The sequence below is a fragment of the Macrococcus equipercicus genome, assembly GCF_024205945.1.
Lineage (GTDB): Bacteria > Bacillota > Bacilli > Staphylococcales > Staphylococcaceae > Macrococcus > Macrococcus equipercicus.
In genome coordinates, this window is record NZ_CP073809.1 from 968,158 (window position 1) to 993,968 (window position 25,811).

Annotated in this window: 22 protein-coding genes, 2 pseudogenes and 1 riboswitch; of the genes and pseudogenes, 19 read left to right on the top strand and 5 right to left on the bottom strand. The window is 46.0% G+C overall.

The window, feature by feature from the left end:
• Positions 1 to 133: 133 nt before the first annotated feature.
• Positions 134 to 1,687 carry a ribonuclease Y gene (gene rny, locus KFV11_RS04925; protein WP_149459769.1) on the top strand — a complete coding sequence of 518 codons (1,554 nt, stop codon included), beginning with the start codon at positions 134 to 136 and terminating at the stop codon, positions 1,685 to 1,687.
• Between the two features lie 137 nt (positions 1,688 to 1,824).
• On the opposite strand, the pseudogene KFV11_RS04930 reads toward rny, so the two are convergent.
• The 4 genes and pseudogenes from KFV11_RS04930 to KFV11_RS04945 all read right to left on the bottom strand — a co-directional run.
• Positions 1,825 to 2,043: pseudogene (locus KFV11_RS04930) on the bottom strand (tyrosine-type recombinase/integrase); the annotation flags it as partial.
• Positions 2,044 to 2,073: 30 nt separating this feature from the next.
• Positions 2,074 to 2,705 (bottom strand): annotated as a pseudogene (locus tag KFV11_RS04935) (IS30 family transposase); the annotation flags it as partial.
• A 101-nt stretch (positions 2,706 to 2,806) separates the two neighbouring features.
• Positions 2,807 to 3,151 (bottom strand): SdpI family protein, encoded by a 345-nt coding sequence (locus tag KFV11_RS04940; RefSeq protein ID WP_254250490.1) that lies wholly within the window; start codon positions 3,149 to 3,151, stop codon positions 2,807 to 2,809.
• Positions 3,148 to 3,876, bottom strand: coding sequence for a sporulation-delaying protein SdpB family protein (locus tag KFV11_RS04945; RefSeq protein WP_367305189.1), 729 nt, complete (start codon positions 3,874 to 3,876; stop codon positions 3,148 to 3,150). Before KFV11_RS04945 ends, KFV11_RS04940 begins: the two co-directional genes overlap by 4 nt.
• A gap of 70 nt (positions 3,877 to 3,946) precedes the next feature.
• Between KFV11_RS04945 and KFV11_RS04950 the strand changes: the two genes are divergently transcribed.
• The 11 genes from KFV11_RS04950 (at position 3,947) to KFV11_RS05000 (ending at position 14,437) form a co-directional block, all read left to right on the top strand.
• Positions 3,947 to 5,091, top strand: a protein-coding gene (locus tag KFV11_RS04950) for an IS3 family transposase (RefSeq protein ID WP_254250491.1) whose coding sequence is annotated in 2 segments (ribosomal slippage) — positions 3,947 to 4,193 and positions 4,193 to 5,091 — 1,146 coding nt in all. Because the reading frame shifts where the segments join, the coding sequence is not laid out codon by codon here.
• Positions 5,092 to 5,133: 42 nt separating this feature from the next.
• Positions 5,134 to 7,002 carry an RHS repeat domain-containing protein gene (locus tag KFV11_RS04955; protein WP_254250492.1) on the top strand — a complete coding sequence of 623 codons (1,869 nt, stop codon included), beginning with the start codon at positions 5,134 to 5,136 and terminating at the stop codon, positions 7,000 to 7,002.
• 26 nt (positions 7,003 to 7,028) lie between these two features.
• Entirely contained in the window at positions 7,029 to 7,475 is a 447-nt protein-coding gene (locus KFV11_RS04960) for a DUF7878 domain-containing protein (RefSeq protein ID WP_254250493.1), read from the top strand.
• Between the two features lie 230 nt (positions 7,476 to 7,705).
• On the top strand, positions 7,706 to 8,029 hold the full coding sequence (locus KFV11_RS04965; RefSeq protein ID WP_254250494.1) for a hypothetical protein: 324 nt from the start codon (positions 7,706 to 7,708) through the stop codon (positions 8,027 to 8,029).
• Between the two features lie 27 nt (positions 8,030 to 8,056).
• Entirely contained in the window at positions 8,057 to 8,854 is a 798-nt protein-coding gene (locus tag KFV11_RS04970) for a TIGR00282 family metallophosphoesterase (RefSeq protein WP_254250495.1), read from the top strand.
• Positions 8,855 to 8,944: 90 nt separating this feature from the next.
• The gene (locus KFV11_RS04975) at positions 8,945 to 10,687 is read left to right on the top strand and encodes a 2-oxoacid:acceptor oxidoreductase subunit alpha (protein ID WP_254250496.1); all 1,743 of its coding nucleotides are present in this window, start codon (positions 8,945 to 8,947) and stop codon (positions 10,685 to 10,687) included.
• On the top strand, positions 10,688 to 11,551 hold the full coding sequence (locus KFV11_RS04980) for a 2-oxoacid:ferredoxin oxidoreductase subunit beta (protein WP_149458821.1): 864 nt from the start codon (positions 10,688 to 10,690) through the stop codon (positions 11,549 to 11,551).
• A 19-nt stretch (positions 11,552 to 11,570) separates the two neighbouring features.
• Positions 11,571 to 11,674, top strand: a riboswitch (TPP riboswitch).
• Positions 11,675 to 11,714: 40 nt separating this feature from the next.
• Positions 11,715 to 12,713 (top strand): ABC transporter substrate-binding protein, encoded by a 999-nt coding sequence (locus KFV11_RS04985; RefSeq protein ID WP_254250497.1) that lies wholly within the window; start codon positions 11,715 to 11,717, stop codon positions 12,711 to 12,713.
• Between the two features lie 2 nt (positions 12,714 to 12,715).
• Entirely contained in the window at positions 12,716 to 13,003 is a 288-nt protein-coding gene (locus KFV11_RS04990; RefSeq protein ID WP_149458819.1) for a thiamine-binding protein, read from the top strand.
• A complete protein-coding gene (locus KFV11_RS04995) occupies positions 13,000 to 13,737 on the top strand; it encodes an ABC transporter permease (RefSeq protein ID WP_149458818.1) in 738 nt (245 codons plus the stop codon). Before KFV11_RS04990 ends, KFV11_RS04995 begins: the two co-directional genes overlap by 4 nt.
• Before the next feature lie 58 nt (positions 13,738 to 13,795).
• Entirely contained in the window at positions 13,796 to 14,437 is a 642-nt protein-coding gene (locus KFV11_RS05000; protein ID WP_254250591.1) for an ABC transporter ATP-binding protein, read from the top strand.
• 30 nt (positions 14,438 to 14,467) lie between these two features.
• Here KFV11_RS05000 and KFV11_RS05005 read toward each other — a convergent pair whose 3' ends face one another.
• The gene (locus tag KFV11_RS05005; protein WP_254250498.1) at positions 14,468 to 15,118 is read right to left on the bottom strand and encodes a VTT domain-containing protein; all 651 of its coding nucleotides are present in this window, start codon (positions 15,116 to 15,118) and stop codon (positions 14,468 to 14,470) included.
• 106 nt (positions 15,119 to 15,224) lie between these two features.
• Here KFV11_RS05005 and KFV11_RS05010 point away from each other — a divergent pair, with 106 nt between their 5' ends.
• The 7 genes from KFV11_RS05010 (at position 15,225) to KFV11_RS05040 (ending at position 25,779) form a co-directional block, all read left to right on the top strand.
• Complete coding sequence (locus KFV11_RS05010) at positions 15,225 to 16,982, top strand: ABC transporter ATP-binding protein (protein ID WP_367305182.1); 1,758 nt, start codon at positions 15,225 to 15,227, stop codon at positions 16,980 to 16,982.
• Complete coding sequence (locus KFV11_RS05015) at positions 16,975 to 18,813, top strand: ABC transporter ATP-binding protein (RefSeq protein WP_254250499.1); 1,839 nt, start codon at positions 16,975 to 16,977, stop codon at positions 18,811 to 18,813. Before KFV11_RS05010 ends, KFV11_RS05015 begins: the two co-directional genes overlap by 8 nt.
• Positions 18,814 to 18,888: 75 nt before the next feature.
• The gene (gene miaB, locus KFV11_RS05020; RefSeq protein WP_149458814.1) at positions 18,889 to 20,424 is read left to right on the top strand and encodes a tRNA (N6-isopentenyl adenosine(37)-C2)-methylthiotransferase MiaB; all 1,536 of its coding nucleotides are present in this window, start codon (positions 18,889 to 18,891) and stop codon (positions 20,422 to 20,424) included.
• Positions 20,424 to 20,849, top strand: a complete 426-nt coding sequence (locus KFV11_RS05025; protein ID WP_254250500.1) for a YlbF/YmcA family competence regulator — start codon at positions 20,424 to 20,426, stop codon at positions 20,847 to 20,849. Before miaB ends, KFV11_RS05025 begins: the two co-directional genes overlap by 1 nt.
• Positions 20,850 to 20,960: 111 nt before the next feature.
• On the top strand, positions 20,961 to 23,444 hold the full coding sequence (gene mutS / locus KFV11_RS05030; RefSeq protein ID WP_254250501.1) for a DNA mismatch repair protein MutS: 2,484 nt from the start codon (positions 20,961 to 20,963) through the stop codon (positions 23,442 to 23,444).
• Positions 23,444 to 25,234 carry a DNA mismatch repair endonuclease MutL gene (gene mutL / locus KFV11_RS05035; protein WP_254250502.1) on the top strand — a complete coding sequence of 597 codons (1,791 nt, stop codon included), beginning with the start codon at positions 23,444 to 23,446 and terminating at the stop codon, positions 25,232 to 25,234. The genes mutS and mutL overlap by 1 nt, the downstream gene beginning before the upstream one ends.
• Positions 25,234 to 25,779 carry a glycerol-3-phosphate responsive antiterminator gene (locus tag KFV11_RS05040; RefSeq protein WP_149458810.1) on the top strand — a complete coding sequence of 182 codons (546 nt, stop codon included), beginning with the start codon at positions 25,234 to 25,236 and terminating at the stop codon, positions 25,777 to 25,779. Before mutL ends, KFV11_RS05040 begins: the two co-directional genes overlap by 1 nt.
• Positions 25,780 to 25,811: the final 32 nt, after the last annotated feature.

Sequence of the window (25,811 nt, forward strand, 5' to 3'; positions counted from 1 at the left end):
TCTATGATTAATTAGTCTAGTGACCTTGACTTTACTGCACTTCAAAACGTACAATTAATATATATAATTCCAAATTATATATATCGCTATTTAAGAATAACTAGATAATTAAGCAAAAGGAGGTGTTTATGTTATGCTATACGCCTTATTCATTTTGCTTGGCATCATTCTAGGAGTTGCTGCCGGTTATTATCTAGCAAAGACGAATTTGACGAACCAGCAGATTCAGGCAAGACAAACTGGTGATCATATTGTTAGAGAAGCTAGAAAAGAAGCTGAAAGTCTGAAAAAGGAAAAGCTGCTTGAAGCGAAGGAAGAGTACCAGCTGCGCAGCGATCGTCTGGAAGAAGAATACCGCGACCGACGATCCGATTTATCAAGACAAGAAGCAAGGCTACTTCAAAAAGAAGAGAACTTAGATCGAAAAAGCGATCTTTTAGATAAGAAAGATGAGCTTTTAGAACAAAAAGAATCTAAAATTGAAGCAAAACAACATCAAGTTGATGCGTTAGAGCAAAGTGTCCAGGATATCATAGTGAAACATGAACAGGAACTGATACGCATCTCCGGACTGACTCAAGATGAAGCGAAACAGGAAATTATTGACCAGGTCGAAGAAGAACTCTCTCATGACATAGCAGTATTAGTGAAAGAGAAAGAACAGGAAGCAAAAGATACGGTCGACAAGAAGGCGAAAATGCTTCTTGCCACGACAGTACAGCGGTTAGCAGCAGACCATACATCGGAATCAACGGTCTCTGTCATCAATCTTCCAAATGATGAGATGAAAGGACGGATCATCGGCCGTGAAGGACGTAACATCCGGACGCTTGAGACACTGACAGGTATCGATTTAATCATCGATGACACACCAGAAGCAGTCATTCTGTCAGGGTTTGACCCGATCAGACGCGAAATCGCGAAGATTGCGCTTGAAAACCTTGTCTCAGACGGTCGTATCCATCCAGGCCGTATTGAAGAGATGGTCGAGAAAGCCCGCCGCTCTGTCGATGAAGTCATCAGAGAAGCAGGGGAAGCGGCGACGTTTGAACTCGGCATCCATAACTTACATCCTGACTTAGTGAAAATACTCGGCCGGATGAAGTACCGGACAAGTTACGGTCAGAACGTGCTGAAGCACTCTGTGGAAGTGGCACACTTAGCCGGGATGATGGCAGCAGAGCTCGGTGAAGATGTCACGCTCGCAAAACGTGCAGGCTTACTTCACGATATCGGCAAAGCGATTGACCATGAAGTGGAAGGCAGTCACGTTGAGATCGGCGTGGACCTTGCGAAGAAATACAAGGAGCATCCTGTCGTGATTAACGCAATCCATTCGCATCATGGTGATGTGGAACCGACATCTGTCATCTCTATTCTTGTCGCGGCAGCAGACGCACTGAGCGCTGCACGACCGGGCGCAAGACGTGAGACGCTTGAGAACTACGTAAGACGTCTCTCACGCCTTGAGGAGATCGCTGAAAGCTATGATGGTGTTGAGAAGTCATTCGCTATCCAGGCGGGACGAGAAATCCGCATCATCGTCACACCGGAAGAAGTGGACGACTTGAAAGCACACCGTCTTGCACGGGACATCAAGAATCAGATTGAAGAAGAACTGCAGTATCCAGGACACATAAAAGTCACTGTCGTGAGAGAAATGCGTGCAGTCGAATATGCGAAATAATTGATACAAATCAGATAACTCTTAGAGCCATAGGGCTTTGAGGGTTATTTTTTTACCTTAAGATATTGAAAAAGGGCATAGTATGAGAAAAACAGTTATCGGGACATAAAAAAAGAGCCGGAAAATCGACTCTTAGCCTAGCATATTTTAACTGCTTCTAGTTTATCCATCTTTTCGGTCACGTGTGAATAGAATTGTAATGTAGTGCGATGGTCTGAATGGCCTATACGTTCCATAATGGCTTTTAATGATGTTCCTTGCTGTGATAGTAGAGATATATGAGTATGTCGCAACGTATGAGTGGTAATGTGTTTATCAATGCCACAATTTTCAGCTGATTCTTTTAAAGAAGTGTTATGGTCTGTCCAACATTATGTTGACAGACCAGCTGAGTACATACTGTTTAACGCTTTTTCAATGTCTGATGCCTTACGACCTTTCGGTCGTAGAGTGATAATCATCTTAGAAACACGCTCGACAAGAGTGATGACTGCGCTACCATGATGTCGATCGACGATCGTATCTCCTTCAAGATGGCCGAACTCTGTATCAAAGTCAGGAAATTCAGCCGTTCTTTCTGAAATATGACGTTTGAAAGCCTGACGTCCTCTTGTTTCATGATAGCCGCTAGGCTTTCTTTTCCTTTCATAGGAAGTGAATGAACAGGCAGAACATCTTCCTTGAACATTCTGTACAGCGTTTTAACAGAAAAGCTGATAGATTCTTCATTTCTGCCTATGATTGTATCAGGAGTCCAGCCGTCGGCTATCTTTTCGTGAATATAACTGAGTTGATGCTTGGGAAGGACGATCTTACGTCTTCCACAACGGGATTTTCTTTTCTTATAGTTCTGATAGAATTCTAGTGCAGATATACCTGATTTGAGTGCATTAATTACATTATAGACGGTCTGTCTTGAACGCTTAATTCTCCGGCAGATCTCACTGACCGAAATTTTCTGGTGGTAATATGATTCTATGAACGCAAGTTCATCCGTGGTAAGATGTGTATAGGCCATTTGTGCTAACTCCTTATGTTTTCTTTGGACGGAAATACATATTGAGTTTAGCACAGAAGGCTTTATTAGTTGTCTAGCTTAATTTTACAATCGGCGTTCATTTAATCTCCATCAATTTTTAATTTATTCTCAGTTTTTTTAAATACTAGATAAAAAAGCGAAAATAGTATAATTGTTTGGATTGTTAAGCTTACAAGAAAAATATTCTCATTATTAAAAATTAAAAATATGTCAATTATAAGTAAAGGTAAGGAAAATAGAAAAGTTTTAAAAAAAATAGCATGCATTAATTTCATGGAATACACTTGAGAAATATCCCAATTTTTTTTTGACTTCATAGATCTTTTACTTCTATAACCAATAAAATTATTTATTTCTTTTTGAGGACTATCTTTCATAAGTTTAGCAATTAAAAATAAAAAGATACTAGAAGTAGTAAGTATCATACATTTTCCTCCTTATTATCATGTATTTCGAAGGGATATAGATATAAAAATAAACAAACAATCATTACTATTGAAAAACTCCAAATACCTATGGTTAATCCAATACCTAAATGAAGAAATATGCCCAACAATAAAGCTATTTTTTTAGTTTTTGGTGATCCTATAATATTAAATGCTAAAAACACTTCAAGTATTGTGATACCCCAAGTAATGGGAATTATTATTTTACTTTCAAGTATTGGAGTTAATAATTTGTATTCCCAGTCAGGTACTCCGAATATGGAATCTTTGAAGAAATAATATAATGCTGTTCCATTTCCCCACTCCTCATTCTTTAACCTTCCGATAGCCGCACTAAAATATATAATACAAATCTGGATTTTAATTATCCAGAAAAATGAGAATGAGATTAATTTTTTATAATAATCTAGTGGTTTAATAGGAATGTTATATTGATTAATCCTCCAGTCTGTCAAAAGAATTGGAATGAGAAGAAAAGAAATAACAGTAGCAATTTGATCTCCGCCGTCTATTGGTAAACCATTATTTTGAATACTATAACAAATATACCAATGAAAAATACAAGTAATAAATGGTGCAAATCCAAGCATACTGATAATTAAAATTATAATCATAACAAAGCGCATAATTTCTAAATTCCATGAATAATTTTGGGCTAAACAAAAAGATGTAGGAATTATTAGATTGTCGCATACAATGTGAATCGTCTACACTTAGTTGGACAATTTCTATGTGAATAGATATTGTTAATCTAAGAAAGTAGGCGATTTATTTATGTCACGAGAAAGAAGAAGTTTCAGTCCTGAGTTTAAACTACAGATGGTCAAACTTTATGAGAACGGTAAACCTAGAAATGAAATTGTACGTGAATATGACCTGACGCCTTCGGCATTAGGAAAATGGATTAAACAACATCAGTCCACAGGATCATTTCTGCACAATGACAATATGAGCGATGAAGAGAAGGAAATGAAAAGATTACGTAAAGAGAATCAGCAGCTGAAGATGGAGAATGACATTTTAAAGCAAGCAGCGCTGATCATGGGACCAAGATAGCCGTCATTCGTGAGAATGCCGAGAAATATTCAGTATCAGCAATGTGTAAAGTCCTGCAGATTCCCAGAAGCACCTACTATTATGAAGTGAATAAACTGAATGACACAGGAAAAAATCATCACGATGGAGATGTCACTGAGAAGGTCGTTCAGATTTTCAATACAAACCGGCGTTGTTTTGGCACGAGAAGAATCAAAATCCATTTAGATAAACAGGGAATTAAGGTTTCCAGGAGAAGGATTGGCCGCATCATGAAAAAACAGAATCTTGTCTCCACCTACACATCCCAGCGTTACAGGGCCTTTCCGGCTCGACCAAACGAACGTGATATCACCAATGGTCTGGGTAGAGCATTCTATAGAGAAAGACCGATGGAGGTGCTGGTGAGTGATCTGACATATGTAAAGGTGGCTGGAAAATGGCATTATATATGCTTGTTTATCGATTTCTTTAACCGTGAAATTGTTGGTTACAGTGCAGGACCCCGCAAAGACAGTCATCTCGTTTCAGCAGTTCTCAGCACCATCAGACATGATCTGAGAGAAGTACAGATGTTTCATACCGACCGGGGAAAAGAGTTTGATAATCATCTCATAGATGAAGTGCTTGATACCTTCGGTATTCAGAGATCGTTGAGTATGAAAGGGTGTCCGTATGATAATGCGGTCGCTGAAGCAACCTTTAAAGCGATGAAGACCGAATTTATTAATCAATTTCATTTTCTTTCTCTAAATCATTTGAATATTGAACTTTTTGATTATGTGAACTGGTACAACAATATCAGACCGCACGGTGCATTGAATGATTTAACACCCAAAGAATATAAAGAAATATTCTATAAAAACTGCCCAATATTATGTTGACAGACCACATCCTATACGTATAATAAGAACCGAATCAGTTCGGTGAAGACAGCTGACGGCAAGGTCACACAGTATGCCTATAATGACAAGACCGGTGACCTTTCCCGTATCGATCTGCCATCCGGGAAATCCATCGTCTATAAATATAACAGTGAAGGCGATACAACGGCAGTCAGCGATGGGACGAAGAATCTCTTTGACTATGTGTATGATGCAGATGGTAAACTCACAGAAGTCAAGGACAGCACGAACAGTAAGAGTAAACGTTATTCATATGAGAATACACTGACCAATTCAGCAGGTGACGGTCAGGGAAGACTGATGAGTATCACTGATTACTTCGGTATCAATCAGAGCTATAAATATGTCACTGGAATCGACAGTATCAAGACCGACCTTCCCTCATCCATGACGTTCAACGGCGTAGAATCCATCTATAGCTATGATAAAGTCAACCGCCTTGATAAGGTGGAAGTGTCAGGGAACAAATGGCTGTTCCGACATGATGAACTCGGCAGAGTCAATCAGACGAAGCTGCCGATGAATACTGGCAGCGTCGACTATGAGTTCGGAGACAACGGGGCCATTGAAAGCATCGTGTCAGAGACGGGTGTTGCGAACGTTGTCAATGATCAGTACAGCTATGATCAGTATGGCAACATGAGCAAGAAACAGTCGAATGGTGTCGTCAGCACGTATCAGTATGATGCGATGGACCAGCTGACGGAGGAGAAGATTGGTGATAAGACCTTCAGCTATACCTATGACAAGCGCGGCAACCGGACGTCTGTCAACGGTACGAATGCGACATTCAATATCATGAACCAGTTGACACAGTTCGGCAGTGAATCCATCAGCTATGATGCAGACGGAAACAGAACCGGTGACGGTAAGTTCACCTATGAATGGGATGCCGTAGGACAGATGACTAGACTGACTGAGAAATCGACCGGTGAGACATGGTCGTATCAGTATGACGAACATGGCCGTCGTATCACGAAAGTTCATAACGGGACGACGATACGCTACCACTATGATAGTGACACCAACCATCTGATGGCAGAGAGTCAGGACGGTCAGGTCATCCGACAGTACATCCGTGACCAGGAAGGTAATCTATTAGGCCTGAAGGTCAATGGCACGTACTACAGTTATCATAAGAATTATCGTGGTGACATCATCGGTATCACGGATATGTCAGGTAATCTTCAGGCTTCCTATGAATATGACAGCTGGGGGAATGTGCTGAAGGAGGATGTCAAAGATACAAATCTTAAGAATCAGCCTTTTAGATATGCCTCATATTTCTATGACACTGAATCCAGTCAGTACTATCTGATGGCGAGATACTATCATCCTAAGCATGGCGTATTCCTATCGGTAGATCCAGAATTGGGTACTGATGAAACTGTAGGGATGCATAACGGCTATAACTATGCGAATAACAATACAGTAAGAAATATCGATCCATCAGGCAGAGCATGGCAGTCAGCTGATCAAGCAGGTGGATATGGAAGTAATAATATAGGTGGAGGAGTTTCAATAAGTCCGCGAATCAGAGTAGTCCGCGTCTCTACTCCTAAATCATATAGAGTAAACGCTTCATCTTTAAAACAAGTATTTAATAATGTTAGAAAAGATACATCGCGATTTAGAGTGAGTAATAAACATTTGAATAATGCAGGAGGAAGATATGTTAAATTCAATACAAGTCAAAAGTCAAAAGTGAACAAGTGGATAAGAGAAGCACTTAATAGTGAAAGGAAAAGGGTTTATAGAAATAAAAATAAAACAAAATCATATTATGTTGTTGCTAATTTACACAAGAAAATTGGAACAAGAGGGGAAAAAAGAATAAAAATTGTTTTTGGGGCTGATGGAAAAATATGGACTGCATATCCCCTTAAATAAAAAGGAGAACTAGGAGGAGAATTAGTATGAATGATATATCTGTCAAATATCACTTTACTTCAAACTTTAAAAATTTAAGTTTTAGTGAAAAAATGAATGTTGCAAATTTATATTTAATTGAAGGAATTTTAGTTATAAAGTTAGGTAATAAGATATACTTCGAGGAAAATGTGGCATTATTAGAGTTTTGGATACTATTAGATAGATGGATAAAAAATATCGAAACACACAATATATCGTCGTTTAAATATTACACTCTAGAGTTAGATGAAAATATTCCGTTATTTTCATTAATTCCGTATAAAGATAAGTTTTTAATTGAGGTTATTGAAATAAAGGAAAAAGTTGAAAACTTGTTGCCACAAGATAAAGTAATTGAGGAGTTTAAAAAAGTTCACCTAAATTTATCAAATGATATACAAAGTCATTATGGAATATTTATTGAAGATTATTTAGATAAGGTTCCTTTTTAAAACCTAATTATGTTAGTACTTCAAAATATTAAAGTGTACAGAAACTCATCTTTTATTGTATGGCTAGAAACCAATGAAGATTTCAGATATAGTACAAGAAGATGAACAGATGGACAAAAGGGTTTTTAACGTTTAAGGCATCAGATTAAATATGAAGTTTACTTATTAGTACGTCAGCTGATCAATTTTTATGTTACAGTAATTGAGAGTACAAGGAAAGGAACGACAGTATGACGAATAAAACGATGAGATGGCTGATAGGCATTGTGCTTGTTGTCACGATGCTGTTTGCCGGTATATACGGCTTCATTCAGTACAAAGTGAGCACTGTGCAGGAGCGTGTTGCTGAATACATGGTGAAGGAACAGCACGTGAAGAAAGAGGACTTCAAGGCAAAAGGATTTATGGCCAACAGAAGCGGTGACAAAAACTACATGGTGGAAGTGAAAGTGAAAGGTGATCCGAACTACTATTACTACTACCGGACCAATAAAAATCAAGTGAAACTTGAGTTTTACTTGGATAAAAATAATAAGCAGCATTTTGAAAAATAATATACATGTGAACTAAAGGAGTTAATGATGAGACTATTATTTATCGGTGATATTGTCGGTGCGATCGGGCGCGATATGCTGGAGACATATTTGCCGCAGCTGAAGAGTCAATATAGACCGAACGTGACGATTGTGAACGGCGAGAATGCAGCTCATGGCCGCGGCATCACGGAGAAGATCTATAAGTCAATGATGACGCAGGGCGTGGATATGGTGACGCTCGGCAATCATACGTATGGTCAGCGTGAGGTCTATGACTTTCTGGACCAGGACATCAAGATGATCCGGCCTGCGAACTATCCAGCCGAGGCACCTGGTGTCGGCATGAAGATGGTGCGTTTCAATCAGGACAAGCTTGCGGTGATCAATCTGCAGGGCCGGGCGTTTATGCCGGCGATTGACTGCCCGTTCAAGAAGGCGGACGAACTGATCGCTGAAGCGCGGAAAGAGACGCCTTATATTTTTGTTGATTTCCACGCGGAGACAACATCTGAGAAAGGCGCGATGGGTTATTATCTGGACGGCCGCGTCAGTGCGGTTGTCGGCACGCATACACATATTCAGACCGCTGATGAGCGGGTGCTGCCGGGCGGCACAGGGTTTATTACAGATGTAGGGATGACGGGCCATTACGACGGCATACTCGGTATTAACAAGGACGAGGTCATCCACCGCTTCCTGACGGCACTGCCGGTCAAGCACGTGCTGCATGATACCGGCCGCGGTATGCTATCCGGTGTATTCATCGAGCTCGATAAAACAGGCCGCACGAAAAAGATTGAGCGGATTTTAATCAATGACGATCATCCGTTTATCGGCCATTAGTATGATTTTCATGTGAAAACCTTCACCAGACATGTTCTGGTGGAGGTTTTCTGTTATATTAGATGAAGAGAATTCGAGGAGGTTAGTGATGTGAGATCACAAATTTCGTGGAAAGTTGGCGGACAGCAAGGTGAAGGGATTGAATCAACAGGGGAGATCTTTTCAACAGCATTAAACAGACAAGGATACTACCTTTACGGTTACAGACATTTTTCAAGCCGTATTAAAGGCGGCCATACAAATAATAAAATTCGTGTCTCTACGACACCGGTCTACGCAATCAGCGATGACCTGGATATATTGGTGGCATTCGATCAGGAGACGATTGATTTAAACTACCACGAATTAAATGAGAACGGTATTATTTTAGCGGATGGTAAGTTCACGCCGGAAAAACCGGAAGATTACACGGGTTTATTCGTCGAGATTAATTTTACAGAAATCGCTAAAGAACTGGGCACAGCTCTGATGAAAAACATGGTGGCGGTCGGCGCGACGGCTCAGCTGCTCGGCATGTCACTGGAACCGTTTGAAGCGTTAGTGGAGTCACTGTTCAAGAAAAAAGGCGACAAAATCGTTGCGCTTAATAAACAGGCGCTTCAGCTCGGCGTTGAGGAAATGGTGAAATACGGCAGTGAGATTGGCGATATGTTCAATCTTGAAGAGAGCGGTGAGAACGGCCATCTGTTCATGATCGGCAACGAAGCGATCTCACTCGGTGCTATTGCAGGCGGTGCACGCTTTATGGCAGCCTATCCGATTACGCCGGCTTCTGAAATCATGGAATACATGATTGACAAGCTGCCGAAGTTTAACGGTACAGTCATCCAGACGGAAGACGAGATTGCAGCGGCGGTCATGGCGATCGGTGTCAACTATGCGGGGGTCAGATCATTCACGGCGTCAGCAGGTCCCGGCTTATCACTGATGATGGAAGCGATCGGCTTGAGCGGTATGACAGAGCAGCCGTTTGTCGTCATCAACACGATGCGCGGCGGCCCATCTACTGGACTGCCGACGAAGCAGGAGCAGTCAGACTTGATGCAGATGATCTACGGTACGCACGGTGATATTCCGAAGATTGTTGTGGCACCGACTACCGCAGAAGATGCCTTCTATACAACAGTGGAAGCATTCAACCTGGCGGAACAGTACCAGTGTCCGGTCATTATTTTAAGCGACCTGCAGTTATCACTCGGTAAGCAGACCGTGCCTGAACTTGACTACAGCCGCATTAAAATAGAGCGCGGTAACCTGGTCACAGAAGTACCTGAGCGCGAAAACAAAGACTACTTCAAGCGTTATGAAGTGACAGCGTCAGGCGTGTCGCCGAGAACGGTTCCCGGCGTTAAAAACGGCATTCATCATGTTACCGGCGTGGAACATGCAGAAGACGGCAAACCGTCTGAAAGTCCTGTCAACCGCATTAAGCAGATGAAAAAACGGATGGAAAAAATCGCGAACTTAAAAATTTCAGAGCCGGTCGTTGAAACCGGTGGATTTGAAGCGGCGGACGTGCTTGTCATCGGCTTTATTTCAACATACGGTGCCATCGAAGAAGCGATGGACCGCGTGGATGCATCTGTGAACCACCTGCACATCAAGCAGCTGCATCCATTCCCGACAGCAGAAGTGCAGCAGGCATTCGATAAAGCGAAACGTGTCATCGTCGCTGAGAACAACTATCAGGGACAACTGGCACAGATCATCAAGATGAACGTGAATCATCAAAATAAAATTCACAGCTTCGTGAAATACGATGGCACACCTATTTTGCCGCACGAAATTGAAGGACAGATCAATTCTGTTGTGACTGCAAAGGAGTTATTATAAATGGCTACATTCAAAGATTTTAGAAATGACGTAAAACCTAACTGGTGCCCAGGCTGCGGTGACTTCTCCGTGCAGGCTGCAATCCAGAAAGCGGCAGCGGGCGCGGGTCTCGAACCTGAGAACCTGGCGATCATTACAGGTATCGGCTGTTCCGGTCGTTTGTCAGGCTACGTGAACTCATATGGCTTCCACTCTATTCACGGCCGTGCGCTGCCGCTTGCGCAGGGCGTTAAGATGGCGAACCAGGAGCTGACAGTCATCGCTTCCGGTGGTGACGGTGATGGTTTCGCGATTGGTATGGGGCATACAGTGCATGCGCTGCGCCGAAACATCGATATCACGTATATCGTGATGGATAACCAGATCTACGGCTTGACGAAAGGTCAGACGTCTCCGAGCTCAGCGCCGGGATTTGTCACTAAGACGACGCCGCACGGTGCTATCGAGCAGAACGTATCACCGCTGCAGCTGGCGTTGACAAGCGGGGCGACATTCATCGCTCAGAGCTTCTCGTCAGACATTAAAGAGCTGACAGCCATCATTGAAGCGGGTATACAGCATAAAGGCTTCTCATTCATCAATGTCTTCTCGCCATGTGTGACCTACAACAAAGTGAACACATACGACTGGTTCAAAGAGAATATTACGAAGCTCAGCACGATTGACGGCTATGACCCGTCAAATAAGGCACTTGCCCTGTCCACTGTGATGGCGCATGATGGTTTAGTGACAGGTATTGTCTATCAGGACACTGTGACAAAAAGCTACGCTGACCAGATTGACGGTTACAGCCCGTCACTTGTCAAAGAAAATATCGAAATAAAAGAAGAAGATTTCAACGAACTTATGTTACAATTTAAGTAATCACATGAGTGAAATATAGAAAAAACACTGGGGGAGCACTTGAGTGCTGAGACTGGATACGTCCTAAACCCTTATCGACCTGATCTAGTTAATGCTGGCGGAGGGAAGTGTCTTTGCACACAACCCTTCTTGAGGTTGTGTGTTTTTTATTGGAGGAAAAATTGTGAAGAAGGCATTGATCATCGGGTCGTCCTGCTTGCTGCTGGCAGCGTGCGGCAGTCAGACGGCGGACAAGAAAGAGGAAAGTAACAGTAAGGAACTGAAGCAAGTGACATTGATGCTCGACTGGACACCGAACACGAACCATACAGGAATCTATGTCGCAGAGGCGAAGGGTTATTTCAAGAAGCACGGTCTTGATGTGACCATTAAAACACCGGGTGATGTCACAGCGGATCAGCTGGTGGCGGCAGGTAAAGCGCAGTTCGGTATCAGCTCACAGGAAATATTGACACAGGAGCGCACAGAAGGCGTACCGGTCAAGTCCATCGGCGCGATCATCCAGCATAATACGAGCGGCTTCATGAGCCTTGCCGATAAAAACATCAAGTCGCCGAAAGACTATGAAGGAAAAACTTACGGCGGCTTCGGTGCACCGATAGAGGAGCCGTTTATCAACGCGATCATGAAAAAAGAGCGGGCGGACTCAAAAAATGTGAAAATCGTCAATATCGGTGACACAGATTTCTTCACGGCTTCCAAGAAGAATATCGACTTCGCCTGGGTGTTCTACGGCTGGACAGGTATTGAAGCTGAGACACGCGGTGAGAAAGTGAACATGCAGTATTTGATCGACTATGATAAAAACCTCGATTACTATACGCCGTTATTCATCGCCAATGAGAAGTACATCAAATCAGACAGCAAGACGGTCAGAGCGTTCATGCAGTCGGTTAAAGAAGGTTATGAATATGCGATCAAAGAGCCGAAGAAAAGTGCTGACATCTTAATCAAAGAAGCGCCGGAACTGAAAGATAAACGCGAACTCGTAGAACAAAGCCAGCAGTACTTGAAAGACAAATACCAAGCCGATGCTTCAAGCTGGGGCATGCAGGATGCCGCTGTCTGGAAAAACTTCGGGGAGTTCATGAAGAAGAATAAAGTCATCACGAAAGATTTCAACCCGGAACAAGCTTATACTAACAAATTCGTGGAGGAATAGACATGGCTGATACATTAATGAGCATTCAGATCATTCCAAAGACACCGGGCGGGGAGGATGTCATCCCGTATGTCGACGCAGCGATCGCTGTTATCGACGCGTCAGGGCTGCCTTATTTCGTGTCACCACTTGAAACAACGATAGAAGGCACTATGGCAGAACTGCTGCCGCTCATTGGGCAGATGAACCGGCGGATGATGGAACTAGACTGCACAAGTGTGATTTCACAGGTGAAGTTCTATCACGCAGCTGATGCGTCGATGGCAGAGCTCGTGAAGAACTACCGATGACGTATTATTTGAAGTTTGGTCTGTTCATGCTCGTTCTCCTTGTCATCTGGGAAGCGCTTGTCAGACTGCTCCATGTCGACCCGTATACGCTGCCCGCGCCATCTGCGATCGTCCGGGAATTTGTCACGGGCTTCAGTGACTACCGGGTTCATCTCGTTCCGACAGTCATGCTGGTGCTTGAAGGCATCGTCATGTCAGTCGTCTTCGGTATAGCGGTTGCGGTCGTGCTTCATTTAGTGCCGGCGCTTGAACCGTTTGTCTATCCGCTGCTGATTATGAGCCAGAACATTCCGGTCATCGTCATTGCGCCGCTGCTTGTCATCTGGTTCGGTTTCGGTCTGCTGCCGAAACTGATCGTCATCACGCTCGTCTGCTTCTTCCCGATCACTGTCAGTCTGCTGGAGGGCTTTAAGTCGGCTGACAAAGATTTAATGAAGTACATGAAGATCAGCGGCGCGCGCAAAATGCAGCTCTTCACAAAACTTGAGTGGCCGAACGCGCTGCCGTACTTCTTCAATGGTCTGCGCATTGCGGGCACTTATTCAGTGATGGGGGCCATCATTTCAGAATGGCTCGGCAGTGATAAAGGGCTCGGTAAATATATGATTCTCTCACAGCGTGCTTTTCAAGTGGACAAAGTGTTTGTAGCCATCGTCTGGATCATATTGTTTGCGCTCATTATATACGGCGTCATTCTGCTGCTGGAACGAAAGGTGGTGAAGTGGCATCGCTGACTTACTGGAATTACGTCATATTGCGCACCACTTCGGCAGTCACCAAGTATTAAAGGACATTAATCTCTCTGTCACAGCAGGAGAGTTTGTCACGCTGCTCGGCCCGTCCGGCAGCGGGAAGACCACGCTCTTCAATATTATCGGCGGGCTCATGACGCCTGCCGGAGGTGATGTGCTGCTCGGTGGACAGGCGATTACCGGTCATACGGGTCACGTCTCCTATATGCCGCAGACACCGTCACTCATGCCGTGGCGGACTGTGCTTGAGAATGTTGAGCTCGGTCAGGAGATACGCGGGACAGCAGACCGCGCCCGGACACTGCAGCTGATTGAACGGTGCGGTTTCACTGCGATAAAAGACGCGATGCCAAGTACGCTGTCCGGCGGTATGCGCCAGCGGGTGTCATTTATCCGGGCGCTGAACAGTCCGGGAAGTCTGCTGCTGCTCGATGAACCGTTCAGCGCGCTTGATGAAGTCACCCGCATTGACATGCAGCAGTGGCTGAAAGAAATACTGGCTATGGAGCAGCGGACCGTGCTGATGATCACGCACAGCATTGAAGAAGCCGTTAAGCTGTCTGATAAAGTCGCTGTGCTTGAAGGCAAGCCTGCTGTCATTCAGCAGGTGCATGATACGTCACGCCTGAGCGCTGAGGACACTCAAGTGCTGCGTCATGAACTGCTGGACTTATTGAGATAACCAAAAAACCACTTCTCATGTGAGAAGTGGTTATTTTTGACGCCCAGCCATTAATCCGCGTATACCGCTGATGACAGCAGGCAGCACAGAGACGACGATAATCAGAATGAGTACAACCTCAAAGTTGTTTTTGACAACTGGAAGGTTGCCGAAGAAGTAGCCGAGCCCAAGACAGACAGCCACCCATACGACAGCGCCGATAATGTTATAAAGAATGAAGTAGCTGTAATGCATGCGGCTTGCGCCTGCTACAAACGGAATGAATGTCCGGATGAACGGCATAAAGCGGGCCATGACAATTGTTTTTCCGCCGTATTTGTTGAAGAAAGTCGTCGCTTTCTCAAGATGCTCAGTTTTGATGAAGCGGCCGAATGTCCGGTGATTCGTCACACCGAGTCCTGCTGCCTTACCGATGTGGTAGTTGACAGTGTCACCAAGCACGGCTGCTATGACACAGACGATGAACAGCAGCCATATGTTGAGGGCGCCTTGAGGAGCGAGAGCCGCTGCAGCAAACAGCAGGGAATCACCCGGCAGGAACGGCATGATGACAAGACCTGTTTCGACAAAAACGATGAGGAACAGAATTGCATAGGTCATCGTGCCGTAGTCTTTGACGATAGTCACAAGATAGTCGTCAATATGTAAAATAAAATCAATGAGACTGGATATGATGTTCATAGAAAGACTCCATTTCAGTAAGTTTCAATCTACCTCATTATAATGATGGTTTATTTTATAAGCAACAGATTTATAAATTCCCACCTAACAAGTAATGTGGCATAATATGAATAAATATATCGGATTACGAAAGATCGGTGATAAAATGAGAGTTATCCTTAAGTTTACGAAGCCTTATTTAGGGCTGATTGTCTGTGCACTGCTGCTGATGTTCGTTGAACTTGGCGTCGACCTGTATGCGCCTGTGCTGATGAGTCATATTATTGACAACGGCATATTAAAGAACGACACGGCATATGTCAGCAAGTATTTACTGATTATGGTCGCTATCAGTGTAGCGGCATTTGTGTCAGGTATCATCAATTCCTACATAGCGGCGCACGTCTGTCATATGTTCTCCTATGATCTGCGTAATGCCATTTTTCGGCGGATTCAGAATTTCTCCGTCAAAACATTGAACCGCTTCAGAACGTCAAGCATCATCACCCGGCTGACGAGTGACGTCATTGCGACTGAAATGGTGCTGTTCATGAGTCTCAGAATCATGCTGAAAGCACCGCTCATGGTCATCGGCAGTATTATCATGAGCTTCGTTGTGGCGCCGGACATTGCGGTTTATCTGGTCATCGGGACGCCATTCCTTGCCATTTTCTTATTTGTGACAGCGCGAGCCGGGATGAAGATCTTTTTGCGCATTCAGCAGCGGATGGATGGGCTGAACCGGTTTATCCAGCAGAATTTAGAAGGCGTACGCCTCATCAAATCAAGCTTGAACGGCCCGTACGAAACCGAGAAGTTCGACACGATCGCCACACCGCTTAAAACAGACACAATAAAAGCGATGCGGTTGATGGAGAGCATTATGCCGGTGCTGCTGATCATCATGAACTTGTCACTGCTTGCGGTCATCTGGTTCGGGGCAGCGGCCATCAGCGCCAATGCTATAGCGGTCGGCCATCTAGTCGCGATCATCAACTATGCGCTCAGAATGCAGGGCGGCTTCTCGATGTTTGCCTTTATCATCATCAGCTATTCCCGCGCTAAGGCAAGCGCTGACCGCATGAGTGAAATATTGACGACACCTGCAGATGAAGCTTATGAGGCTGCCGATTCCGGTGAAGCGCATACTGCGGGCAACGTGATATTTGACCGTGTGTCCTTCAAGTATCCGGCATCCAATGACTATGTGCTGGAAAATATCTCATTCACCGTGAATAAAGGCGAGAAATTCGTCATTATGGGACAGACCGGCTCAGGTAAGTCAGCGCTGCTCAGTCTGATTCCGAAGATGTATCAGGCGACGTCCGGCAGCATCACGATTGATGACCGGAACATCGATGACTGGAACGTCAATGCGCTGCGCGATTATATCGGCTATGTGCCGCAGAAGACCGTGCTCTTTACGGGCAGCGTCAATGATAATGTACGCTGGGGAGATAATGATGCGACGACTGAAGCAGTCGCTGATGCGGCACAGCTTGCGCAGATTCATGAATCTATCATGAGCTTTGACCAGCAGTATGAGACTCGGGTCGGTCAGCAGGGCGTCAACTTGTCCGGCGGCCAGAAACAGCGGCTGGCGATTGCGCGGGCCTTGATCCGCAAGCCCGGGATATTAATACTCGACGACAGTACGTCAGCACTGGACATCCATACAGAGAATCAGCTGTTCGATGCATTGAAAGAGCTCCAAATGACACGCATCATCGTCACGCAGAAAGTGCATACCGCTAAGACAGCCGACCAGATTTTACTGCTTGACCATGGCCGGATGGAAGGTCTCGGTACGCATGAACAGCTGCTGCAGCAGTCGACGCTGTACCAGAACATTGTAGCCAGCCAGGAGGGGACAGATCATGATTAAAGACGTTTTCTCGCACGATAGAATATTGACTGCTGAAGATTTAAAGCGTAAGCCCAAGAAGAAAGTCAAGCGGGCTGAAGACTGGAAGCAGACGCTCTACAGATTATGGCAGCTGATGGAAGACCGCAAGTGGCTGCTCGTTGCGGTGATTCTCCTGGTCATCATCACGTCGCTCCTCAGTTTAATCGGTCCTTATATCATCGGTCAGATCATTGACCACAAAATTATTCCGCAACAGTTTGACGGCTTGCTCAACCAGCTGCTGCTGCTCATGTCCGTCTATATCGCCCTGTCTGCACTGACTTATCTTGCTGCATACTTCATGGTCGACATCGCACAGAAAGCGATATACAGACTGCGGATGCAGCTGTTCAGCCACATGCAGTCGCTGAGTATTCCGTTCTTTGACAAGCGGCAGCACGGTGAACTGATGAGCCGGATGACCAATGATATAGAAAACATCTCGAAAGTGCTGAACTCATCGTTCATCCAGTTCACGTCAAGTGTTGTGACACTTGTCGGTACAATTATTGTCATGCTCATGCTCAGTCCGCTGCTGACCGTCCTGACGATGCTTATCATCCCGCTGATGTTTTTCGCTACACGTTGGATCACACGACGGACTGGACCGCTCTACAAAAAACGGCAGCATGCGCTCGGCGAAATGAACGCCTATATCGAAGAGATCATTTCCGGCCAGCAGGTCGTCAAAGTCTTCTCGCAGGAAGAGGCGGTGATCAGCGGCTTCGAAGAGAAGAATCGAAGCGTGCGTGAAAATGGCTTCTGGGCGATTACGTACTCAAGTTTTATCCCGAAAGTCATGAACTTGCTGAACAATATTTCGTTCGCGGTTGTTGCAGGTGTCGGCGGCCTGCTGGCATTGAACGGCTACGGTGTGACGGTCGGTACGATTGTCATCTTCGCCGAATATGCGAGACAGTTCACGCGGCCGTTGTCTGACCTTGCCAACCAGTTCAATGAAGTATTGTCAGCACTGGCCGGCGCGGAACGGGTCTTCTCCATCCTCGATGAACCTGCAGAGCCGGATATTGATAACGATAACCGCAGCCTGCAGATCAATGGCAGCATCACGTTCAATGATGTGACGTTCAAGTATAACGAGGAACAGCAGAAAAATGTCATCAATCATGTTACGTTTGATGTCCTGCCGGGTGAGACAGTGGCGCTTGTCGGTGCTACCGGTGCCGGGAAGACGACAATCGTCCAGCTCCTCAACCGCTTCTATGATATTAACAGCGGTGATATTTTAATAGACGGTATTTCCGTGCGGGATATCCCGCGGAAGACGCTGCGCAGCCAGATCGCCTACGTGCTGCAGGACCCTTTCCTGTTTGACGGCACAATCGCTGACAACATTAAATACGGCAAGCTGGATGCGACCGATGAAGAAGTCATTCAGGCAGCGAAAGATGCGAATGCCTATGACTTTATTGTCAGACTGGATAAAGGCTTTGACACTGTCATAGCAGGGGAGGATTCCAGCCTGTCACAAGGTGAGAAGCAGCTGCTTGCCATTGCACGGGCGCTTGTACTGGATCCGGCGATTCTACTGCTTGATGAGGCGACGAGTTCCATCGACACGGTGACTGAGATGAAGCTGCAGCAAGCGATAGACAGATTGATGGCCGGCCGGACAAGCATCGTCATTGCCCACCGCTTGAACACCGTCAAAAAAGCAGATAAAGTCATCGTGCTGCAGCAAGGTGAAATCATTGAGCAGGGTTATCAGGAAGAACTGCTCGAACAGCGCGGCATCTACTACAGCATGGTCAACAGTGCTCATGCCGACTTTGACGAGCTGCTTGACTAGCTTAAAAACCTTTGATTAAACGCCTGTTTAGTAATATACTATATAGATGATTAACAAGCGGAATGAGGGTTTTTAATGAATGAAGAAAGTAGATTAGCCGGCGCTGAAGCTCAGACAGAGCAGCAGCCTGAAAAAGACTACAGCAAATATTTCGAGCACGTCTATCAGCCGCCGAATTTAAAAGACGCCAAAAAGCGGGGCAAAGAAAGTATTCAGTATCATAATGACTTTACTATAGAAGAGAAATATAAAGGTCTCGGCCGCGGCCGTAAATTCTTCATCCGTACATACGGCTGTCAGATGAATGAGCATGACACAGAAGTGATGGCCGGGATACTTGAAGCACTGGAATATACCGCGACTAATGATGTCAACGAGGCAGATGTAGTGCTGCTGAACACATGTGCGATCCGTGAGAACGCAGAGAACAAAGTGTTCGGTGAGATCGGCCACTTGAAACATTTGAAGCTTGAAAAACCGGACGTCTTGATCGGCGTATGCGGCTGCATGAGCCAGGAAGAATCAGTCGTCAACAAAATCATGAAATCTTACCAGAATGTCGATATGATCTTCGGTACGCACAACATACACCGGCTGCCCGCGATACTGGAAGAAGCCTATATGTCTAAGGCGATGGTTGTTGAAGTCTGGTCCAAAGAAGGGGACGTTATTGAAAATCTGCCGAAAGTACGTACCGGCAAGATTAAGGCATGGGTCAATATTATGTACGGCTGTGATAAGTTCTGTACTTACTGCATTGTGCCGTTTACACGGGGCAAGGAACGCAGCCGTCTGCCGCAGGAAATCATCAGTGAAGTGCGCGACCTCGCACGCCAGGGCTATCAGGAGATCACCCTGCTCGGGCAGAACGTCAATGCGTACGGTAAAGACATCGAAGGGCTGGACTACGGGCTCGGTGATTTAATGGCCGACATCCAGAAGATTGATATTCCGCGCGTGCGCTTTATGACAAGTCACCCGTGGGACTTTGATGACCGGCTGATTGAAGTCATTGCCCGCGGCGGTAATATTATGCCGCACATTCATCTGCCGGTGCAGTCGGGTAATAACGAAGTGCTGAAGATCATGGGCCGTAAATATACACGGGAAAGTTATCTGCAGCTTGTTGAAGATATCCGCCGGGCACTGCCGGACGTCGCGCTGACGACAGACATTATTGTCGGGTATCCGAATGAGACGGAAGAGCAGTTTTTAGATACAATAGATTTGTATGAGCGCGTCGGCTTCGAGCATGCCTATACTTATTTATATTCACCGCGTGAAGGGACGCCTGCCGCTAACATGCAGGATAATGTGCCGATGCGTGAGAAGAAAGACCGGCTGCAGCGCCTGAACAAAGTCGTCGAGCATCATACAGAGCATAAACTCGCGTCTTACTTAGGACAGGAAGTGCTTGTCCTGTGCGAAGGCCCGTCTAAGAAAAACGATGCGATTTTAGCAGGCTACACTGATAAGAGCAAGCTCATCAACTTTGCGGGGCCGCTTGACGCTGTCGGCAAGATTGTCCGCGTCCGCGTGACGGAAACAAAACGCTATTCAATGAACGGTGAACTGATTGAAATAATAGAACCAGTAGAGGTGGCAAATTGATGTATACAAATGATGAAATTTTAGCAAAAGCAAAAGAACTCGGTCATATGATGGCCAATACAGAAGCGGTGGACTTCTTCAAACGTGCGGAAGCGCAGATTCATGAGAATCAGACCGTCCGTGAGAAGATGGCATCGCTCAAATCACTGCAGAAGCAGGCAGTGAACTTCGAGAATTACGGCAAGGAAAAAGCGTTGACAATGGTGGAGGCAAAAATCGAGAACGTCGAGAAGGAACTGGACGAGATGCCGCTTGTCGATCAGTTCAAAGAAGCGCAGGGAGAAGTCAATTCATTGCTGCAGATGGTGTCACACGCAATCAGTCAGACCGTCACCGATGAGATTGTGATTTCTACCGGTGGCGATTATTTAGCAGGAGAAACAGGAGCGCAGCGTGCGAATTCAGCACCTGGCTGCGGAAACTAAAACATGAGCCGGTTCAGTATGAATCGGCTATTTTTTACATCAGGAGGAGAACATGGAGGGTCCCCTTGATTATTCAACGCGGCATTATTAAGTTATAAAGGATTGAAGTGTATGAAACCGACGCCGATGATGGCACAATATTTAGCGATGAAAGAAGAACATCAGGACAGTATATTATTTTTCCGCCTTGGTGACTTTTACGAAATGTTTTATGACGATGCACTGACCGCTGCACGAGAGCTCGAAATCACACTGACACGCCGTGACAAGAAAAATCCGATACCGATGTGCGGTGTCCCGCACCATTCAGCACGCGGCTATATTGAACGGCTGATTGAGAAAGGATATAAAGTCGCGGTCTGCGAACAGATGGAGAATGCGCGCGAAGTCAAAGGAATGGTCAGACGGGAAGTCGTGCAGATCATCACACCCGGCACCGTGATGGATACATCACTTGATGAAGACAGTCATAACTATTTGATGGCTGTCTCTCTCGCAGAGCATTTTAATATTGCTTATTGTGATGTATCCACGGGAGAACTGAAAGTGACGCTGTGCGATGAAGAGACATTCTTCAATGAACTGGCAGCAGTGAAACCAAGCGAGATCATTACTGCTGAACCGTTCAGTCATGCGCTGACTGCGAAAATAAAGGCAGTGACGACTGTCCTGTCAGTGCACGACCAGCTGTCAACGGACTTACCCGAGCAGGCCGGACAGTTAGAGAAAACGCTCCAGCCTGCAGTCCATCTCTTGTTCGATTATGTGACGATGACACAGAAACGGAACCTCGCTCATATTGAGCCGGCGGTGTATTATCACGCGGTTGATTATATGCGGCTTGATTTTTATGCGAAGCGCAATCTTGAACTGACAGAAAGCATCCGGCTGAAAACACGAAAAGGCACGCTGCTGTCCATTTTTAATGAGACAAAAACACCGATGGGCCATCGCCTGCTGAAAGAATGGATTGAACGGCCGCTGATCAGTAAAAGTCAGATTGACGACCGATTGAATCATGTGGAACTATTCAATGCGCATTTCTTGGAACGGGATGAACTGCGCCAGGCGCTGAACGACGTTTATGACATCGAGCGGCTTGTCGGCCGCATCAGCTATGGTAACGTCAACGCGAAGGACCTGGTCCAGCTGAAATATTCGCTGGAGCAGCTGCCGGTATTGAATGAGCTCCTGAGCCGCCTCGATATCGAGCAGATTCCGGCTGATGAGCTGGCTCATATTGTCACGCTTCTTGACGGGCTGAATGAAGAGGCACCGCAGTCGATTAAAGAAGGCGGGGTCTTCAAGGCCGGATTCAATGAGCAGCTGGACCATTACCGGGCGGCTTCTAAAGACGGGAAGCTGTGGCTGAGTGAACTGCAGCAGCAGGAGCGCGATAAAACAGGCATACGTTCACTGAAAGTCGCCTACAACAAAGTGTTCGGCTATTATATTGAAATCTCAAAAGCGAATCTGCATCAGTTTGATGCGGACCGCTTCGGTTATACACGCAAGCAGACATTATCGAATGCAGAACGTTTCGTCACAGAGTCGCTGAAAGAAAAAGAGGCACTCATTCTCGGTGCTGAAGAAAAAGCGGTTGACCTGGAATATGAGCTGTTTGTCACGTTGAGAGAGACGCTGAAGTCCTACTTGACGCTTCTGCAGGCAGCAGCTAAAAGAATAGCGGTGCTTGATGTGCTGCAGAATTTCAGCGAAGTCTCACAGAAAAATGACTATGTGCGGCCGGAGTTCTCAGACGAGCGTATGTTGAATTTAAGTGATGCGCGTCATCCGGTCGTCGAGCAGGTAATGAACCGTGAGGACTATGTACCGAATGACTGCGAACTGCATGATAATGCCTTCATCTATCTGATTACAGGACCGAATATGTCAGGTAAAAGTACTTATATGCGGCAGGTTGCGCTCATCAGTGTGATGGCACAGATGGGTTCATTTGTCCCGTGCAGCCGGGCAGAGCTGCCGATTTTCGACCAGATCTTCACACGGATCGGTGCAGCAGATGACTTAGTGTCCGGCCAGAGTACATTTATGGTGGAGATGCTGGAAGCTAGAAATGCGCTGAACAATGCCACAAAAAACAGTCTGATCATCTTTGATGAGATCGGGCGGGGCACTTCGACATACGACGGTATCAGTCTCGCCCAGGCGATGATTGAATACGTTCATGATCACATTCAGGCGAAGACATTGTTCTCGACGCATTACCATGAACTCGTGCAGCTGGACGGGACGCTCAGCGGGTTGAACAATATTCACGTGGCAGCGAAGGAATACAACGGGGAGCTGATCTTCCTGCATAAAGTGATGCCGGGCGCGGTTGAGAACAGTTATGGTATCCACGTCGCACAGCTGGCGGAGCTGCCTGAACCGGTCATCAGCCGGGCACGTGAGATTCTCACGCACTTTGAGCAGCCGTCCGTCAAAGAAACACTGGTCTATGAACAGACAGCTTTTCAGCTGTTTGATTCAGGCGTCGAAGAAGAATTGACACGCCTTGATATCGCACGGATGACACCGATTGAAGCATTGCTTAAGCTGCAGGAACTCCAGGATAAAGCAGGTGGACGTTAATGGGCATCATTCAGGAGCTGGATATCCAGCTTGCCAATAAAATTGCCGCAGGAGAAGTTGTCGAACGGCCTGCTTCTGTCGTCAAGGAACTGGTCGAGAACGCAATCGATGCAGGCAGCACCCAGATTACGGTGAAAGTCACTGAAGCGGGTCTGCAGACTATTACGGTCAGCGATAACGGTGCAGGTATACTGGAGGAGGATATGCCGCTTGCGTTTGGCCGTCATGCCACAAGTAAAATTAACAGTGACCATGATTTATTTCATATACGGACGCTCGGTTTCCGCGGTGAAGCGCTCGCCAGTATTTCTGCAGTCAGTAAAGTCGTCATGAAATCATGTGCGGACGGCAAGATCGGTCACCAGCTGTCGGTTGCAGGCGGCCGCATGGAACAATCATTGACACGTGCTAAGCAGGGAACAGAGATTACGGTCAGCGACCTGTTCTATAATACGCCGGCCAGGCTGAAGTACGTCAAAAGTCTGCATACCGAGCTCGGCAAAATCACGGATATGATGAACCGCTTTGCGATGAGCCATCCAAAGATCCGCTTCACGTTCTATGCGGATGATAAAATGATGCTGCAGACGACAGGCAGCGGCAGACTCGCTGAAGTGATGGCATCGATTTACGGCATGAAGATTGCCCGTGACTTAGTAGAGATCACAGGGCAGACCGGAGACTACGAGGTGACCGGTCTCGTCGCGAAGCCAGAACACACGCGTGCGAACCGTCATTATATCTCGCTGTTCATCAATGGCCGCTATATCCGTAATTTCATGCTGACAAAAGCCATGATGACTGCCTATCACACGCTGCTGCCGATCGGCCGTTATCCGATTGCCGCTCTCCATATTAAGATGGACCCGGCGCTTGTCGATGTCAATGTCCATCCGACAAAGCAAGAAGTGCGACTGTCGAAGGAAGCGGATTTGATGGCGCTGATAGAACAGCTGATCAAGCAGGCACTGCTCGGCCGCTCACTGATTCCACAAGTAGACGTTAAAAAGAACAAAGTGCTGGAGAAGTTTGAGCAGCAGAAATTCAGCTATGACCAGCAGCTGATTGCTGATCCAGCAGTCGAGCCGCCGGCAGTGAAAGCAGTGATCAGAGAAGCATTGCCGGAAACGCCGGTGACCCAGCGTGACAATAAGCCTCTGCCGGAACAACCACCGCTGGAACAAACGCCACTTGCCCAGCCGCGTGAGCGTAAGCTGCCTTTCATGGAAGTCGTCGGACAGGTGCATGGGACTTATATCATCGCGCAGAACGACGAAGGCATGTATATGATTGACCAGCACGCTGCACAGGAACGGATTAAATATGAATACTTCAAGACGCGGATCGGGCAGGTGACGCATGATGTGCAGCCGCTGTTACTTCCGTTGACACTTACATTCACAAATGATGAAGCGCTGCGCATCAACCGTCATCTTGACGAACTGAACGCCGTAGGTATTGTGCTTGAGAACTTCGGCGGCAGTGATTATATCGTGCAGGAAGTCCCGGTATGGTTTCCAGCGAATGCTGAAGAGACGATCAAGGATATTATCGATTACTGCTTGAATCATCAGTCGGTCGACCTGAATAAATTCAGGGAGGACACGGCGATCATGATGAGCTGCAAGAAATCGATTAAAGCCAATCATTATTTAAGACATGCCGATATGGCGCGGCTGATTGAGGAGCTCAGTTTCACTTCCGAGCCGTATACTTGTCCGCACGGCAGACCGATCACCATCCAATTCACGGGCTACGACCTGGAAAAACTATTTAAGCGGGTGATGTAATGATTTTACCGGCAATACGGGAAATAAAAGATATAGAACGGTTCAACACGATGAATTACGACACTTGTGTTATTCTCGATACACATATCGGTCACTTGACGAACATATTGAACTTGCTGAAATCAGCAGATAAGAAGGCTTATATTCATCTGGACCTTATTAAAGGGCTGTCGACCGATGAAGCAGCAGTCGAATATATCGTCCAGAAGTATAAGCCGGCCGGTATCATCACGACGAAGCCGAAACTTGTGAAAAAAGCGAATCATCTCGGTGTCAAGACAGTGCTGCGGGTCTTTATCCTTGATACAAGTGCACTGCAGCGCAGCTTCTTGCTCATTCAGCAGGCGGCTCCTGATTTCGTCGAAGTGATGCCCGGCATCGCATCAAAAGTCATCAATCAAGTGAAGGCAAAGACCGATAAACCGATTATAGCGGGTGGTTTAATAGAGACGGTCGAAGAAGTAGAAGCGGCTATAGCTCACGGTGCAGAGCTTATTACGACAAGTCACAGACCACTCTGGGAGCACTATGAACCGAAGCCATAAAAGAATGATTTGACAGCGTTTGCAAAAACAGT